The organism is Flavobacterium soyae (genome assembly GCF_045348165.1).
In the GTDB taxonomy this organism is placed as follows: domain Bacteria; phylum Bacteroidota; class Bacteroidia; order Flavobacteriales; family Flavobacteriaceae; genus Flavobacterium; species Flavobacterium soyae.
The window spans coordinates 4,722,007-4,737,030 of record NZ_CP150845.1; the positions used below are offsets into that span (position 1 = coordinate 4,722,007).

Annotated in this window: 15 protein-coding genes; 3 read left to right on the forward strand and 12 right to left on the reverse strand. The window is 34.0% G+C overall.

Going from position 1 to position 15,024, the window contains the following annotated elements:
• Positions 1-45 precede the first annotated feature (45 nt).
• A complete protein-coding gene (locus AABD74_RS19490; RefSeq protein WP_232682281.1) occupies positions 46-543 on the forward strand; it encodes a hypothetical protein in 498 nt (165 codons plus the stop codon).
• Positions 544-709: 166 nt separating this feature from the next.
• Here the strand turns inward: AABD74_RS19490 and AABD74_RS19495 are convergent, their stop codons facing one another.
• The 7 genes from AABD74_RS19495 to AABD74_RS19525 all read right to left on the reverse strand — a co-directional run bounded on the left by AABD74_RS19495 (position 710) and on the right by AABD74_RS19525 (position 7,755).
• Positions 710-1,132: a protease complex subunit PrcB family protein gene (locus tag AABD74_RS19495; RefSeq protein ID WP_232682280.1), complete on the reverse strand. Its 423-nt coding sequence runs from the start codon at positions 1,130-1,132 to the stop codon at positions 710-712.
• Between the two features lie 28 nt (positions 1,133-1,160).
• Complete coding sequence (bshA, locus tag AABD74_RS19500; RefSeq protein ID WP_406844002.1) at positions 1,161-2,297, reverse strand: N-acetyl-alpha-D-glucosaminyl L-malate synthase BshA; 1,137 nt, start codon at positions 2,295-2,297, stop codon at positions 1,161-1,163.
• Between the two features lie 493 nt (positions 2,298-2,790).
• Positions 2,791-3,273 carry a hypothetical protein gene (locus AABD74_RS19505; RefSeq protein WP_031455874.1) on the reverse strand — a complete coding sequence of 161 codons (483 nt, stop codon included), beginning with the start codon at positions 3,271-3,273 and terminating at the stop codon, positions 2,791-2,793.
• Between the two features lie 115 nt (positions 3,274-3,388).
• Complete coding sequence (locus AABD74_RS19510; RefSeq protein WP_053470181.1) at positions 3,389-4,180, reverse strand: (Fe-S)-binding protein; 792 nt, start codon at positions 4,178-4,180, stop codon at positions 3,389-3,391.
• Positions 4,181-4,284: 104 nt separating this feature from the next.
• A complete protein-coding gene (locus AABD74_RS19515) occupies positions 4,285-5,616 on the reverse strand; it encodes a 4Fe-4S dicluster domain-containing protein (protein ID WP_406844003.1) in 1,332 nt (443 codons plus the stop codon).
• A 5-nt stretch (positions 5,617-5,621) separates the two neighbouring features.
• Positions 5,622-6,587: an MlaD family protein gene (locus AABD74_RS19520; RefSeq protein WP_232682277.1), complete on the reverse strand. Its 966-nt coding sequence runs from the start codon at positions 6,585-6,587 to the stop codon at positions 5,622-5,624.
• Between the two features lie 52 nt (positions 6,588-6,639).
• A complete protein-coding gene (locus AABD74_RS19525) occupies positions 6,640-7,755 on the reverse strand; it encodes an N-acetylmuramoyl-L-alanine amidase (protein WP_232682276.1) in 1,116 nt (371 codons plus the stop codon).
• A gap of 82 nt (positions 7,756-7,837) precedes the next feature.
• Here AABD74_RS19525 and AABD74_RS19530 point away from each other — a divergent pair, with 82 nt between their 5' ends.
• Both AABD74_RS19530 and AABD74_RS19535 read left to right on the forward strand, forming a co-directional pair.
• Entirely contained in the window at positions 7,838-10,540 is a 2,703-nt protein-coding gene (locus tag AABD74_RS19530) for a putative LPS assembly protein LptD (protein ID WP_406844004.1), read from the forward strand.
• 24 nt (positions 10,541-10,564) lie between these two features.
• Complete coding sequence (locus AABD74_RS19535; protein WP_406844005.1) at positions 10,565-10,945, forward strand: Rid family detoxifying hydrolase; 381 nt, start codon at positions 10,565-10,567, stop codon at positions 10,943-10,945.
• Here AABD74_RS19535 and AABD74_RS19540 read toward each other — a convergent pair.
• The 5 genes from AABD74_RS19540 to pfkA form a co-directional block, all read right to left on the reverse strand.
• Positions 10,926-11,300 (reverse strand): methylglyoxal synthase, encoded by a 375-nt coding sequence (locus AABD74_RS19540; RefSeq protein ID WP_232682315.1) that lies wholly within the window; start codon positions 11,298-11,300, stop codon positions 10,926-10,928. The two genes, AABD74_RS19535 and AABD74_RS19540, sit on opposite strands and share 20 nt — an antisense overlap.
• A 212-nt stretch (positions 11,301-11,512) precedes the next feature.
• Positions 11,513-11,887 carry a methylglyoxal synthase gene (locus tag AABD74_RS19545; RefSeq protein ID WP_232682273.1) on the reverse strand — a complete coding sequence of 125 codons (375 nt, stop codon included), beginning with the start codon at positions 11,885-11,887 and terminating at the stop codon, positions 11,513-11,515.
• An 8-nt stretch (positions 11,888-11,895) separates the two neighbouring features.
• On the reverse strand, positions 11,896-12,747 hold the full coding sequence (locus tag AABD74_RS19550) for an N-acetylglucosamine kinase (RefSeq protein WP_232682272.1): 852 nt from the start codon (positions 12,745-12,747) through the stop codon (positions 11,896-11,898).
• A gap of 122 nt (positions 12,748-12,869) precedes the next feature.
• Complete coding sequence (gene gap / locus AABD74_RS19555; RefSeq protein WP_073416488.1) at positions 12,870-13,874, reverse strand: type I glyceraldehyde-3-phosphate dehydrogenase; 1,005 nt, start codon at positions 13,872-13,874, stop codon at positions 12,870-12,872.
• Between the two features lie 95 nt (positions 13,875-13,969).
• On the reverse strand, positions 13,970-14,956 hold the full coding sequence (gene pfkA / locus AABD74_RS19560; protein WP_053470187.1) for a 6-phosphofructokinase: 987 nt from the start codon (positions 14,954-14,956) through the stop codon (positions 13,970-13,972).
• Between the last annotated feature and the right edge of the window lie 68 nt (positions 14,957-15,024).

Genomic DNA, 15,024 nt, shown 5'->3' on the forward strand with positions numbered 1-15,024 from the left:
TAGAGAACGATTATACATTTGAAAAAAAATTAATTAACCATTTTTATGAAAAAGATTATATTATCTGCCATTATGCTCCTGGGATTAGCATTTACGGCTCAATCACAAGAAATTTCAAAACACGCTTTAGGATTGCGTTTAGGAGACAATAACGGATTTGGAGGTGAAGTATCGTACCAATTAGGATTAAATCAAAAAAACAGACTTGAATTTGATTTAGGCTGGAGAAACAGCAGTGATGTAGACGCTATTAAAGGAGTTGCTCTTTACCAATGGGTTTGGAACATCGATGGAGGATTTAACTGGTATGCCGGTGTCGGTGGAGGACTTGCTGCCTGGGATCACGATTATTACAACAATAACTTTAGATATAACGACAGCGGGACTTATGTTTTTGCAGCCGGAGATATTGGTATCGAATATAGATTTAAAGAAGTACCTATCACATTATCATTAGATGCAAGACCTGAAATTGGTTCTGGATACTATGACGATGACAATTTTGGATTTGACGTTGGTCTAGGCGTTAAATTCAGATTCTAATTAAAAATAAAAAAAATTGTAAAAAGTAACCTGTCGTTTTAATATGGCAGGTTTTTTTTATGTTTTAGTTAAACAACTGTCACCCTGAGCGTAGTCGAAGGGCCTTAAGGCAAAAAAGGGCTTCGACTTCGCTCAGCCTGACATTTGGCCTCTAACTAATAACTATTTATTTAATAATAATTTCCTTTTTAGAATGTATTTTTACAACCGTATAAGGATAAGTAATAACCTGTGTTACCATTGCATCTGGAGCAGGGCTTTTTTCTTTTACCGTAATGATAATGTTCTTATCGGTTTCTTCAACTTTTTCAATCCCTATAGAATATCCTCCTGTGCTTTTTTCACCCATATTAAGGATAACATAATTCGAATTGGCAATATCAGTCTGCTTCATTTTAGCAGCCAAAAGCGGATCATTTTCAAGCATTTTGATCTCGTTAGGTTCTGTCAAAATTTCGAAAAATTTAATATTTCCTCCGCCGTCAGACTGTTCAGTTAAAACTTCATATAAAGCCGTTGAACTTGTCGTCTTCTTAGCTCCGCAGGAAATCAAAACAAAAATTACTAAAACTGAAATTACTTTTTTCATTACGTTCAAATTTTTAAAATTAATGTTTCTATTCTTTATAATCGTCAATTGCTCTTTGATACAAAGCTTCATATTTAGGCAGAATGTTTTTAATATCAAAATTCTTAGCCACTTCTAATGCATTCATTTTAAACTTATTCAAAGTTTCATCATCTTTTAAAATTTTGATTGCATTTGCCGCCATTTCATCGACATTTCCAACATCGCTTAAATATCCTGAAACGCCATCAAAATTAACTTCCGGCAAACCTCCTGAATTACTTGAAATTACAGGAACTCCGCAAGCCATTGCTTCTAAAGCAGCCAAACCAAAACTTTCTGTTTCTGACGGAAGTAAAAACAAATCGGTCATGCATAAAATCTTATCGATTTCATTACTGTTACCAAAGAAAATTACTTTGTCGTAAATTCCCAGTTCCATACATAAAACCTCTGCTCTTTCTTTTTCAGGACCATCACCCACCATCATTAATTTAGCCGGCATTACTTTCTGGATATTATAGAAAATCTTGATAATATCCGGAATACGTTTTACCTTTCTAAAGTTACTAATATGCGTTACGATCCGCTCATTTTCCTTTGCCATAACATATCGGTGGCAAGGTTCTGTCGGATCTTTTCTAACTTTATCCAATTCAATAAAATTCGGGATTACCTTAATTTTATTCTTGATTTTGAACAATTTCAGCGTATCATCTTTCAAACTCTGCGAAACCGAAGTCACATAATCTGATTTATTGATACTAAAAGTTACCGCAGGTTTGTAAAATGGATGGTTTCCAACAAGCGTAATATCAGTTCCGTGAAGTGTTGTAATCATCGGAAGATTAATTCCTTCATTCTTCAGCATTTGTTTCGCCATATAACCCGCATAAGCGTGTGGAATAGCGTAATGCACATGCAGTACTTCTATTTTATATAATTTCACCATATCAACCAATTTGCTTGACAAAGCCAACTCATACGGCTGATAATGGAATAAAGGATATTCAGGAACGTTTACTTCGTGATAATGAACATTAGGATTTAAAAGTGCTAATCTTACTGGCTGACTGTAAGTTATAAAATGTATTTCGTGTCCGCGTCTGGCTAATTCGAGACCTAGTTCTGTAGCAACTACACCACTACCGCCAAATGTTGGATAACAAACTATTGCTATTTTCATGTATTAAATTTAATTCTACGAAAGTACTCAAAAATCACGTTTAATTAGGCTTTTAAATTGTTAGATTTTCGACAAAATTAGATTAAATCTGGTTGATAAATATTTTTAGAAGCAGCACAATATCTCCAAAAAAAGACCAGTAGTCCCGCTGTCCGCTATATCTTTTATGGCGAACCCCGCCATAAAAGGATACCGCTTCCATCAGGGCTAGATTAGACGGTTTTGTTTTTTTATAAGAACTTGCTTAACCAACTTTGTCAAAGTTTATAAACCACAAAGTTTGTCATTCCGAGGAACGAGGAATCACACAAGTAATTCCGCAAAGCAAGTCTTCAATCTTTGTCGATTCTCCAGTGCGATTCCTCGTTCCTGGGAATGACAGACTTCGGCGAAAACCTGAAACCTGAAACTTGAAACAATCAAAAACAATTAAAACCAAAAAAGGCATAAAATCTAAAATTTCATGCCTTTTCAAATATATTATAAATTTCTCTTAGAAAAATCTGCTGTGCCAGCTGTCGGCAGCAGGAACTTCCCAGGATTCATTGAATTCTTCGATATTGTTTACCAGATTATTGAAAACAATTGTATTCTCAGAAACTGATTTATCTTTTACCATTTTCTTGAAATCAATTAATGGTTTGTGTGCAATATGTTCTCCAAGTTTAAAAGTAACGTTCATTTTGTCTAATAAATCGACATTGTACTTTTTCTCCAAACCTTGAATAAATTCTACCGAACTATCAATAGAACAGCCTGTAGCAGCCTGAACATCCTGATTTACGGCTAATATTATAAAGCGATTGTATTTAAGCAAAAATGAAGCTTCAAGACTTGTTCCATGTGCAGCCCATTCTTCTACAAAAGCTTTTAAATCTGTTTCGATTTCAGAAAACTCTTCCTCAGAAAATTTTCTGTTCGATTGGTAAATCCAAACTCTAGATTCACCAGGTAAATTTTCAAAAGGTATATACATTTTTTAATTTTAGATTGTTGATTGTTTATTTTAGATTTTTTTTAAGTTTCAGGTTTAAAGTTTCACGTTGAAAAACTTTGTCCCTTTGCGCCTTTGCCTCTTTGAACCTTAAAAACTAAAGATCTTGCGCATTCGCAATTAACTCGGCAACGTCCATTACTTTTACCTCACCCTCTTTATGAGCATGTTTAATTCCATCGGTTAACATCGTGTTGCAGAAAGGACATCCGGCAGCGATAATATCCGGCTGAACTTCTAAAGCATCTTCTGTGCGCAGAACGTTTACTTCTTTGTTTCCTGGTTCAGCATCTTTAAACATCTGCGCGCCGCCTGCTCCACAGCATAATCCATTTGCTTTAGAACGTTTCATTTCGACTAATTCAACGTCTAACTTTTGGATTAAATCTCTTGGTGCTTCGTATACTTTATTGGCTCTTCCTAAATAACAAGGATCATGGAAAGTAATTTTCTTTCCTTTAAACTGCCCGCCTTCAACCGTAAGTCTTCCGTCATCAATTAATGATTTCAGGAATTCTGTATGATGAATGACTTCATAGTTTCCTCCTAATTCAGGATATTCATTTTTTAAGGTATTAAAACAATGCGGACAAGCTGTAACGATTTTTTTTGCTTCATAAGCATTTAAAACCTCGATATTCATCATGGCCTGCATTTGAAACAAAAATTCATTTCCGGCTCTTTTTGCAGGATCACCAGTACAACTCTCTTCTGTACCTAATACTGCAAAAGAAACATTTGTACGATTTAAAATGCGTACAAAAGCCTTTGTGATTTTTTTTGCTCTATCATCAAAACTCCCTGCGCAACCTACCCAAAATAAAACTTCTGGCTGTGTTCCCTGGGCTAGCATTTCTGCCATTGTTGGCACTACTAAACTTTCTGACATCTCTTTTTGTTTAATCGTTGATTTGTTTAATTGTTTAATCGGCAAGTTGATCGTATCCTAAGAACGATTAAACGAATTGACGATTAACCGATTAAACTATATTTTTAATTTTCGTTTTTCCAATTCAATCGGTCCTGCTGGCTGTACTGCCATGGCGCACCATTATTTTCAATATTGGTCATCATTGCATTCAGTGACATTGGTGCAGCACTCTGTTCCATTACTAAATAACGACGCATATCCATAATAATAGACAACGGACTAATATTTACAGGACATTCTTCCACACAAGCATTACAAGACGTACAAGCCCATAATTCTTCTGGCGTAATGTAATCATTTAATAATGTTTTATTATCCGGAACAAAAACACCTTTATTGGCATCTATATTTTTTCCAACTTCGGTTAAACGATCTCTTGTGTCCATCATAATTTTACGCGGAGACAATTTTTTACCCGTTTGGTTTGCCGGACATGAAGACGTACAACGGCCGCATTCTGTACAAGTATAAGCGTTTAAAAGCTGTACCCAGTTTAAATCCTGAACATCGCTTGCTCCAAATTTAGACGGAACTGCATTTTCATCAGCCGGAGCAGCCGCAAAAGGATCTGCATTTGGGTCCATCATCAGCTTCACTTCTTTTGTTACTGATTCTAAATTATCAAACTGACCTTCTGGTTTTAAATTGGCAAAATACGTATTTGGGAACGCTAATAGTATATGTAAATGTTTTGAGAAGTATAAATAGTTCATAAAAACCAAAATACCAGCGATATGCAGCCACCAAAATATTTCAAACAACAGTACTACCAATTCGTTTGAAAGACCATTAAAAATTGGAGCAATAAACTGACTTACCGGAAAAGCCCCTGCTTTATGAAAAACTGCTCCCGGAACATTTTGCAAATGCAAGTCAGAAGCATTCATTAGTAAAAACAAGATCATTAAAACGGTCTCGAAATACAAAATGTAGTTTGCATCGCTTTTAGGAAATCCTTTTAAATCAGAATGTATAAAACGTTTCAATCTGATAAAATTTCTTCTAAGCCAGAAAACTGTAACCGCAAAAATTACAAGTATTGCCAATATCTCGAATGAAGCAATTAAAACATCATAAACTACACCCAGATAAGGTGCAAAAATTCTATGCGTTCCTGCTAACCCATCAATAATGATTTCGAGTAATTCGATGTTGATTATAATAAAACCAACATATACAAAAATATGAAGTATTCCGGCAACAGGGCGTCTCACCATTTTTGACTGTCCAAGAGCAATCAAAGCCATGTTTTTCCAACGAGCTTTAGGATTATCTTTTCTATCTACGTCTACTCCTAAATTAATGTTGCGGATGATTTTTTTTACGCTCGCTGTAAAAAAACCAAAACCTACGACGAGAAGTATGGCGAATAAAATATTATCTAAATAACTCATTACAATTATTTTTTATCAGTTGAATTTGTTTCTCCCGCAGGTGCTACATAAGGTTTGTTCTTTTTTCCAAAAAGAGAAACATTTACATAACGCGTTGGATACAGACGAACATCTTGTAATAACAATTCAAGTTCTTTTGAAGTTTTTTCAAGGTTGTTATAAAGTGCGTCGTCGTTTAATAGTTTACCTGCTGATCCTTTTCCGGAATTTAAATTAGCCATAATACCATCGACTTTTGCTAATGTCTGGTTTAGATTACGAACTGTTTTTCCAAGATCGGCTTTATTTAAAGAATCAGATATTTTATTAAAGTTGCTTGACATTTTATTAAAGTTTGTCACAACTCCGTTTATCTGGCCTTTGTTAGTATCTAAAATAGTATTGATACTTCCTGAAGCTCTATGAAACTGCTCCATTGTCTGGCTCAGTTCTGCTAAAGTTTTCTTTAAATCTTCTTGTGTTTTTTTATCTAAAACATTGTTTAATCCGGTAACCAGATTATCAATATTCAAGAGCATTTTATCCAATTTTATAGTAATTGGTTCGATTTTACCTCCTAAAGATTCTGTTAATCCCAGTTTAACTTCAGACGGAAGGGTCTGCCCGTCTTCTGCTGGTTCTTTATCTGCTAAATTTGGAATGATGGCAATTTGCTTTCCTCCTATTAAACTGGCAGAATATAAAGATGCTTTACTTGTTTTAGAAATAGGAAAATCTGTTTTTAATTGAAGTTCAACTAATAATTTTCCTGTTGTTTCATTGATTGTAATTTTATTTACCTTACCAACTACAAGTCCGTTTATGGTAACCGGTGCTGATTGTGCCAGTTCTTCAACATTATCATATTCAGCATATAATGTTTTATAATTAGTAAAAAGGTCTTTTCCTTTTAAAAAACTGTAGCCCCAAATAAATAATAAAATAGACGCTATGACTAATACAGCCGTTTTAATTTCTCTTGTTAGTTTCAAAATTCTAAGTGTTTTGTTACAAAATTAGTATAAATATTCGAACTTGTGACGATTATTTAACAGCATCCTGAATACTGATTTTTTCTCCGTCTTTAGTTGCAATCAAATATGCAGCACCATATCCTTTATTTTTAGCTTCTTCCAGATATTTTTTGGCAGCTTCATAATCGGCTGTTTCCTGATAGAAATATTTATAAATATTGTTTTCGTAGATCATAGTTACATTTTTTAGTCCTTTAAAGTTTTTAGGTTCTAATGGTGTTTTTTTGATACTTGCAATAAGCTGTACCTTAAAGAATGTTCCTTTTGGGGCTGCGGGTGTTTCTACAACTTTAGTTTTCTTTGGGGTCGAAGTATCTTTTACAGGTTTAGCTTCTATTGCTTCCGGAGTTCCTGAACCAAAGTATTCTCTTTTGTAGCTCAAAATAGCTTCTGCAATTGCTTTTGCGATATCATCCTGACCTTCTTCAGAATTTAAAATATTTCCTTCAGCCGGGTTAGAAACAAATCCGGTTTCGACTAATACTCTTGGCATATAAGCTTTATGAAGTACCATAAATGGTGCTTGTTTTACACCGCCTTGTCTGATTTTTTTTCCAAGTCTTTCAAAATTATCTTCAATTTTACTTGCCAGCGAAATACTATTATCAAGGTATTCTTCCTGCATTAAAGTCATTCCAATCATAGATTCTGGAGAATTTGGATCGAAACCTTCATATTTACGTTTATAGTCTTTCTCTAAAGTAATTACCGAGTTCTCTTTTTTTGCAGCTTCAAGATTTGATGCAACTTTACTTAAACCCATTACATAGGTTTCTGTACCGTCTGCAGCTGTATTTTTATTGGCGTTACAGTGTATAGAAACGAATATGTTTGAATTTGCTCTGTTTGCAATATTGGCTCTTTCAACCAAATCAATAAAAACGTCTGTTTTACGAGTATAAATTACATTTACATTAGGATTAAGTTCTAAAATCTTCCCCACTTTTAAAACAATAGCTAAGGCAATATTTTTTTCAATCCGGCCGCTGTAAACCGCACCAAAGTCGTGATCTCCATGACCAGCATCAAGTGTTACTTTAAAAACATTTGCTTGACTGTATGCGCAGAATGACGCTATTGTTAGAAAAAAAGTAAAGATTACCTTAATTTTGTTTAATCTATTCATAAATCTAAAAGTTAATTTTAATAAAACGCAGCTGTTATAATTTTTACAATTGATTATTTTTGCCAAAAAATTATATGTAAGTTTGACATGTCAAAAAACAAGCCATAATTTTACAAAAATAGTATTTAAACCTTTGCAGACAAACTTATTTAATATCGTTTTAATATCATTTTTCCTAACGATAGGATGTGGTAATTTATATTCGCAAGAGATAAAATCTAATAAAAAGCCTTTACAAGCTGCAAAACAAACAGATAAGCCTCAAATTATTCCTAATGACACTATAAAACTTGATACTGTCAGGCCTGCCAAGACTTTTTTAGACGGAAAAGTTAGGTATAAAGCAAAAGATTACGCAAAAATCGACCAAAAGAAAAAACTGATTACTTTATACAACGAAGCTGAATTATACTATAAAGATGTTGAACTAAAATCTGGTATAATTGTTCTGAATTATGAAAAAGATGAAGTATACGCCGGAAGGATTAAAGATTCTGCCGGAGTCTTAGTTCAGTTCCCAAATTTTAAACAAGGTTCGAGTGAAGTTCAGCCTGATTCTATCCGCTTTAACTTTAAAACAAAAAAAGCATTAATTTATAATTCAAGAACAAAACAAGGCGAATTAAATATTAAAGCTGCAGTTACCAAAAAAGAAAATGACTCTGTTTATTACTTAAAAGAGGCGCGTATAACAACGGCTCAGGATATAGACAATCCGGAATACTATTTTAGAACCAGCAAAATAAAATTTGTTCCCGGAAAAAAAATTGTTACTGGCTTAACTCAAATGGTTATTGCCGATGTGCCTACTCCTTTGGCATTACCTTATGGTTATTTTCCGTTAAGTCAGGAAAAAAGCGTTTCAGGTATTATTATTCCAAGTTATAACGATTCGAATACGAGAGGTTTCTCTTTACAAAATGGGGGGTATTATTTTGCTTTAAGCGACAATTATGACTTAACTGTTTTAGGAGATTATTATACTAATGGCAGTTACGCCATGCGTTTTGAATCTGCTTATGCAACCCGATATAAATATAGAGGAAATGTTAATATTCGATTTGAGAATTTAATTAGCAGTGAAAGAGGTTATCCTGATTATTCAAAACAAAATATTTACAACATTCAGTGGTCTCACTCTAAAGACTCAAAATCTAATCCTAATTCGAGTTTTAGTGCATCTGTAAACATGGGGAGCAGTAAGTACTTTAAACAATCTATTAATCAGGCAAACGTTGGGTCTAATTTAAATAATACATTAAGCTCTTCGATTTCATACAACAAAACTTTTAATACCATTCCCGGTTCTCGTATTTCGCTGTCTGCAACGCATCAGCAAAATACGCAGACAGAGCAAATCCTTATGACACTTCCTAACCTTCAGGGAAGTATTGATCGTATTTATCCATTTGTTGGAAAAGACGGGGTTAAAAAAGGTTTTATTAAAAACATTAACTTACAATACAATGTAACAGGTAAAAATAATTTCGTTACCTACGATTCCTTATTTTTTAAGCCTCAAATGTTTAGAGACGCACAAATTGGTATGCAGCACTCTATTCCTATAAGTACGAACTTCAAAATATTTAAATATTTTAGTGCCGGGGCATCAACAAACTATCAGGAAACCTGGGTAACAAAAACTATTGAGAAAGGTTTTGACGAAAGCAAAGGACAAGTTGCAGATAAAACTGTAAATGGTTTTGACTCTTACAGAACTTATAATTTAAGTACTAATTTAGGAACTACTATTTACGGTACATTTAATTTTGGAGAAGATAAAAGAATACAGTCTATCCGCCATGTTATGAGGCCGAGCCTTACGTATTCTTATACGCCAAGTTTTGACCAATATTATGAGCATTATACGGTTGATGCATCTGGTAAAATTTCGACCGATGAATACTCGCGATTTGCAAATGGTATTTATGGCGCGCCCGGTCAAAGTAATTCAAACATTGTAGGGTTTTCATTAAGCAACACTTTTGAAGCCAAAGTAAGGGACAAGGACAGCACCAAGACAGAACCTAAGAAAATAATGCTGCTAAACAATTTAAACTTCAATACAAGTTATAATTTTAGTGCAGACGGAAAAAAAACTTTAGCCTGGCAGCCAATTGTAGTAAGCGGGGGAACACAATTTTTTGACAATAAAATGAATGTCAATTTTGGGGCAGTTTTAAATCCTTATGCTATAGACAATGCAGGAAATGTTATAAACAAGTATAATATTGATAATGGCGGAAGTTTGTTTAGAATGACAAGTGCAAACCTTACCATGAACTATTCTTTCTCGAATAAGGGAACCGGAAAAGAAAAAAACACACAAAGCCAGCGGAATGGAGGTCGTAATGACGATTTATTTGGAACAAACACGGACTTAAATGACAGCCGAAACAGCCAGTTTGCCAATGAACCGGAACGCGATGAAGATGCTGTAAGCGAGTTTTTTAGTTCAAAAATTCCCTGGGATATGACAATGGCATATTCGCTTACTTATTCAAATACAAATCGCGAAAGCAAAATTACAGGTAACTCAATTATGATTTCTGCCAATATGGATATTACTCCTAAATGGAAAGGCGGGGTTTCTACCGGTTTTGATTTTGTTCAAAAAGGGGTTACTTTTACTCAATTCCGTTTTGAGCGAGATTTGTTAAGCTGGAGAATGGCTTTTAACTGGAATCCGATGGGAGCAAATGCTAACTGGAATTTCTTCATTGGAATTAAATCTGGTATGCTGAGTGACATTAAATGGAATAAACGAAGCGCTTCAAATCGATAATTCGTCGACTTAAAATAATTTATTATGAAAAAAATAATCTTTACAGAAAAGGCTCCAACCCCTATTGGCCCATATAACCAGGCAGTGCTATCTGGAAATACACTTTATGCTTCTGGCCAGATTGCTATAAATCCGGCTTCTGGAGAACTTGTAACTGATACTATCAGTAATGAAACTACTCAGGTAATGGAGAATATTGCTGCTATTTTAGAAGCTGCTGATATGACTTTTGAAAATGTTGTGAAAGCTACAATCTTCATCATGGATATGAACAATTTTGGTGCTATTAACACTATTTATAGTTCTTATTTTAACGAAAAAACCGCTCCGGCTCGTGAAACAGTTCAGGTGGCATGTCTGCCAAAAAATGTAAATGTTGAGATTTCTATAATTGCTGTGCAATAGCATCTAATAATAATTGTGCCGTTGCTTCATTTGTACCCAGCGGCACATTATGTACATCACAAATTCGAACAAGCATATTGATATCAACTTCATGTGCGTGATTTACAAGGGGATCTTTAAAAAAGAGCACCATCTTAATTTTACTCTCCGCTACTCTGGCAGCTATTTGGGCATCTCCACCCATAGAACAAGGCAGTAACTTAGTCACTTTTAAGCCTGAATTTTCTGCATTTCTTCCCAATGGTCCTGTCGCAACAAGTTTTACTCTCTCGCTCTGCAAAATGATTTGGTTTTTAATTAAAAACTGAACCATATCGGCTTTTTTATTATCATGAGCAATAATCGCGATTTCAATGATTTTTTTCATGAATTTATAATAAAATTATTACCAAATTTACATAAAAAAAGATTATTCTCACATTAAAACAATGTAAACCAACTACTTAGAAACAAAAATTCAAAAAAGACCAACTTTCTTGCTTTAAATTTAAATACACTATATAAAAAATAAAAAAACCGCAGCACATTACGCAGCGGTCTTATACATTATATTAAAAAAAGGATTTTCTATAATTGCAATGCAACTGCATTTAACAATAATTGTGCAGAAGCTTCATTTGTTGCTAAAGGCACATTATGTACATCACAAACACGAATTAACATATTAATATCGACTTCATGGGCATGGCTCGCCAGCGGATCTTTAAAAAAGAAAACCATTTGAGTTTTCCCTTCGGCTACCCTTGCAGCAATTTGTGCATCACCTCCCATAGGCCCGGAAAGCATTCTTCGTACTTTAAAACCAGCATTTACAGCTTTACTTCCGGTAGTTCCTGTTGCGATAAGTTTAATATTTTCCTGAAGAAGAAGTGTTTTGTTTTTATTTAAAAACTGGACCATATCTGCCTTCTTTCCATCGTGTGCTATTATAGCTATTTCCATAAATTTAATTATTGATTAGCGACATGGTAAGCAATTAAACCATCGATTGGTCTTCTTAACACATTTCCTAATTTAAGCTCGTATTTATCAAAAGTTTCCTGTAATTCATCTTTAAGATAAAATGCTATAGAACCAACAAAATGCACGGGAACTTCTTTACAGTTATCAAACTGTTTGATATAGTTTTTAACGAAAGATTTCATTCCTTTGAAAATAATTTTTCTGCAGAATTCTGTGTCTTTATGTTTAATTAAAAACTTAGCAAAAGTTGCTAAATAAGCATTTGGGTTTGGTTCTTTATATAATTTATTTTTAATAAAGTCAGGGTCAACGTCGTATTCTTTTTCAAGCTCTACCGCTAATTCCTTTGGCATTTTATTAAAATAGTATTTTCTGATTAATTCTTTTCCAAAAACGTTTCCGCTGCAGTCATCCATTACGATATATCCTAATGACTGAACTTTTTGGTGCAATACTTTTCCATCAAAATAACTGCAGTTTGAGCCAGTTCCTAAGATAGATACGATTGCTTCTTCTCCTTTTGGAGTTGTAGCATAAACAGCTGCATAAGTATCTTCCTGAACATCAACAATAGCGTTAGTAAAATACTCCTGAAAGATTTGCTTTAAAGCCTTTTTCATTCTGTCTGTTCCACAACCTGCCCCGTAAAAGAACAAATGTGTTGCATTTTTTTTATTTTGTAAAATATCAAAACGATCATTTAATCTTGCGATAATTTCCGGTCCGTCAAGAATTTCAGGATTTAATCCTAATGTTTGTGTGGTGAATAATACTTTTCCATTATCATCAATTGCAATCCAATCGGCTTTAGTAGATCCACTATCAACTATTAATTTCATTTTTTTTGTTTTTTGGATTAGTTTTTCCTCAATAAGTGTATTTTTTACATTAATTAAAGACGTAACAAAATAAGAAAATCCCGTTACTTGGTGATAACGGGATTTTGTAAAAATATAGAATATTATTTTAAACCTGCAATATGCACAGATAAATCGATCAATTTGCTTGAGTATCCATACTCGTTATCATACCAAGATACTAATTTGAAGAAAGTTGAATTTAAACCAATTCCTGCGGTAGCATCAACGATTGAAGTTCTTTTATCAGAAATAAAGTCCTGAGAAACAACAGCATCTTCAGTATATCCTAAGATACCTTTTAATTCGTTTTCTGAAGCTTTTTTCAATACCGCCAGAATTTCTTCGTAAGTAGTTTCTTTAGCAACTTTTACAGTTAAATCTACTACAGAAACGTCAGCAGTAGGAACACGGAAAGACATTCCAGTTAATTTTCCATTCAAAGAAGGGATAACTTTTCCAACTGCTTTTGCAGCACCTGTTGAAGAAGGAATGATGTTAATTGCAGCTGCACGTCCACCTCTCCAGTCTTTTCTAGAAGGTCCGTCAGCAGTCATTTGAGTTGAAGTAGTTGCGTGAACAGTTGTCATTAAACCTTCAACGATTTCAAAATTATCGTGGATAACTTTAGCTAATGGAGCTAAACAGTTTGTAGTACAAGAAGCGTTAGAAACTACTAAATCAGAAGCTTTTGCAGTTTCGTGGTTAACTCCCATTACAAACATTGGAGCATCTGCAGATGGAGCAGAAATAATAACTTTTTTAGCTCCTCCTTTTAAGTGCTCGCTTGCAGTTTCGATAGTTGTGAAGATACCAGTACATTCTGCTACTACATCAACATCAACTTCATTCCATTTTAAGTCAGCAGGGTTTCTTTCTGCAGTGATACGGATATTTCTTCCGTTTACATAAAGTTTTCCTTCTTTTACTTCTACAGTTCCGTTGAAACGACCGTGAACTGAATCATATTTTAATAAGTAAGCTAAGTGATCTACGTCTAATAAATCGTTGATTGCTACAACTTCTACATTATCTCTATTGAAAGACTCTCTAAAAACGATTCTTCCAATACGTCCAAATCCGTTTATTCCTAATTTTACTTTTGACATTTTACTAAATTTTTGCTTTTGTTTTTATTATACTAATTCAAAGTCTAATTTCCTCACAATAAACTTCTTCTCTTTTAAACTTTTATCTTATATAATTATGTCGACATGATGTCTGACACTCTCAATAATTCTCTATCAATTTCAGATTTACCTTTAATTGCCTGCTCAAGCGGAGTTAAAATAACTTTATCTTCCTTAAGTCCAACCATATAGTTAGATTTTCCTTCAATCAAAGACTCTACTGCTTTTACACCAAGACGACTTGCTAAAACACGATCAAAACAAGATGGTGAACCACCACGCTGCATGTGTCCTAAAACAGATACTCTTACGTCGTATTCAGGTAAATTAGCTTCAACGTAATCTTTTAATTCGAATACGTTTTTACCAATTTTATCTCCTTCGGCGATAACAACTATACTTGATGATTTTCCTGAAGCTTTACTTTTTTGAAGAGAGTCCAGCAGTCTGTCAAGACCTAAATCTTCTTCAGGAATAAGAATTTCTTCTGCACCTGCACCAATTCCGGCGTTAAGTGCAATGTGACCTGCATCTCTACCCATAACCTCTACAAAGAATAAACGGTTATGTGAACTTGCAGTATCTCTAATTTTATCAATACAGTCAACAACAGTATTTAAAGCAGTGTCATAACCTAATGTGAAACTTGTACCATAAATATCATTATCAATTGTACCTGGAATTCCCATAACAGGGAAATTATATTCTGAGTTAAAAATCAATCCTCCGGTAAAACTTCCGTCGCCGCCAATAACTACCAAAGCATCAATTCCGGCTTTTAAAAGGTTTTCGTGGGCTTTTTTTCTACCTTCTGGTGTTCTAAAATCAACAGAACGAGCCGATTTTAAGATCGTTCCTCCTTTATTTACAATATTGTTAACGCTTCGAGGGCCCATTTCTTTAAAATCGCCTTCTATCATTCCTTGATACCCTCTATAAATTCCTATGCATTCTATATTATGATAAGCACATGTTCGAACAACTGATCGTATTGCGGCATTCATTCCTGGTGAGTCTCCTCCTGAGGTAAGAACACCTACTTTTTTTATTGTTTTTGACATTATTTAAGTATTAAAGTTGTAAATTTAGCAAACATTCAGCACTTTTCAGGTTATGTTTATAATAAATT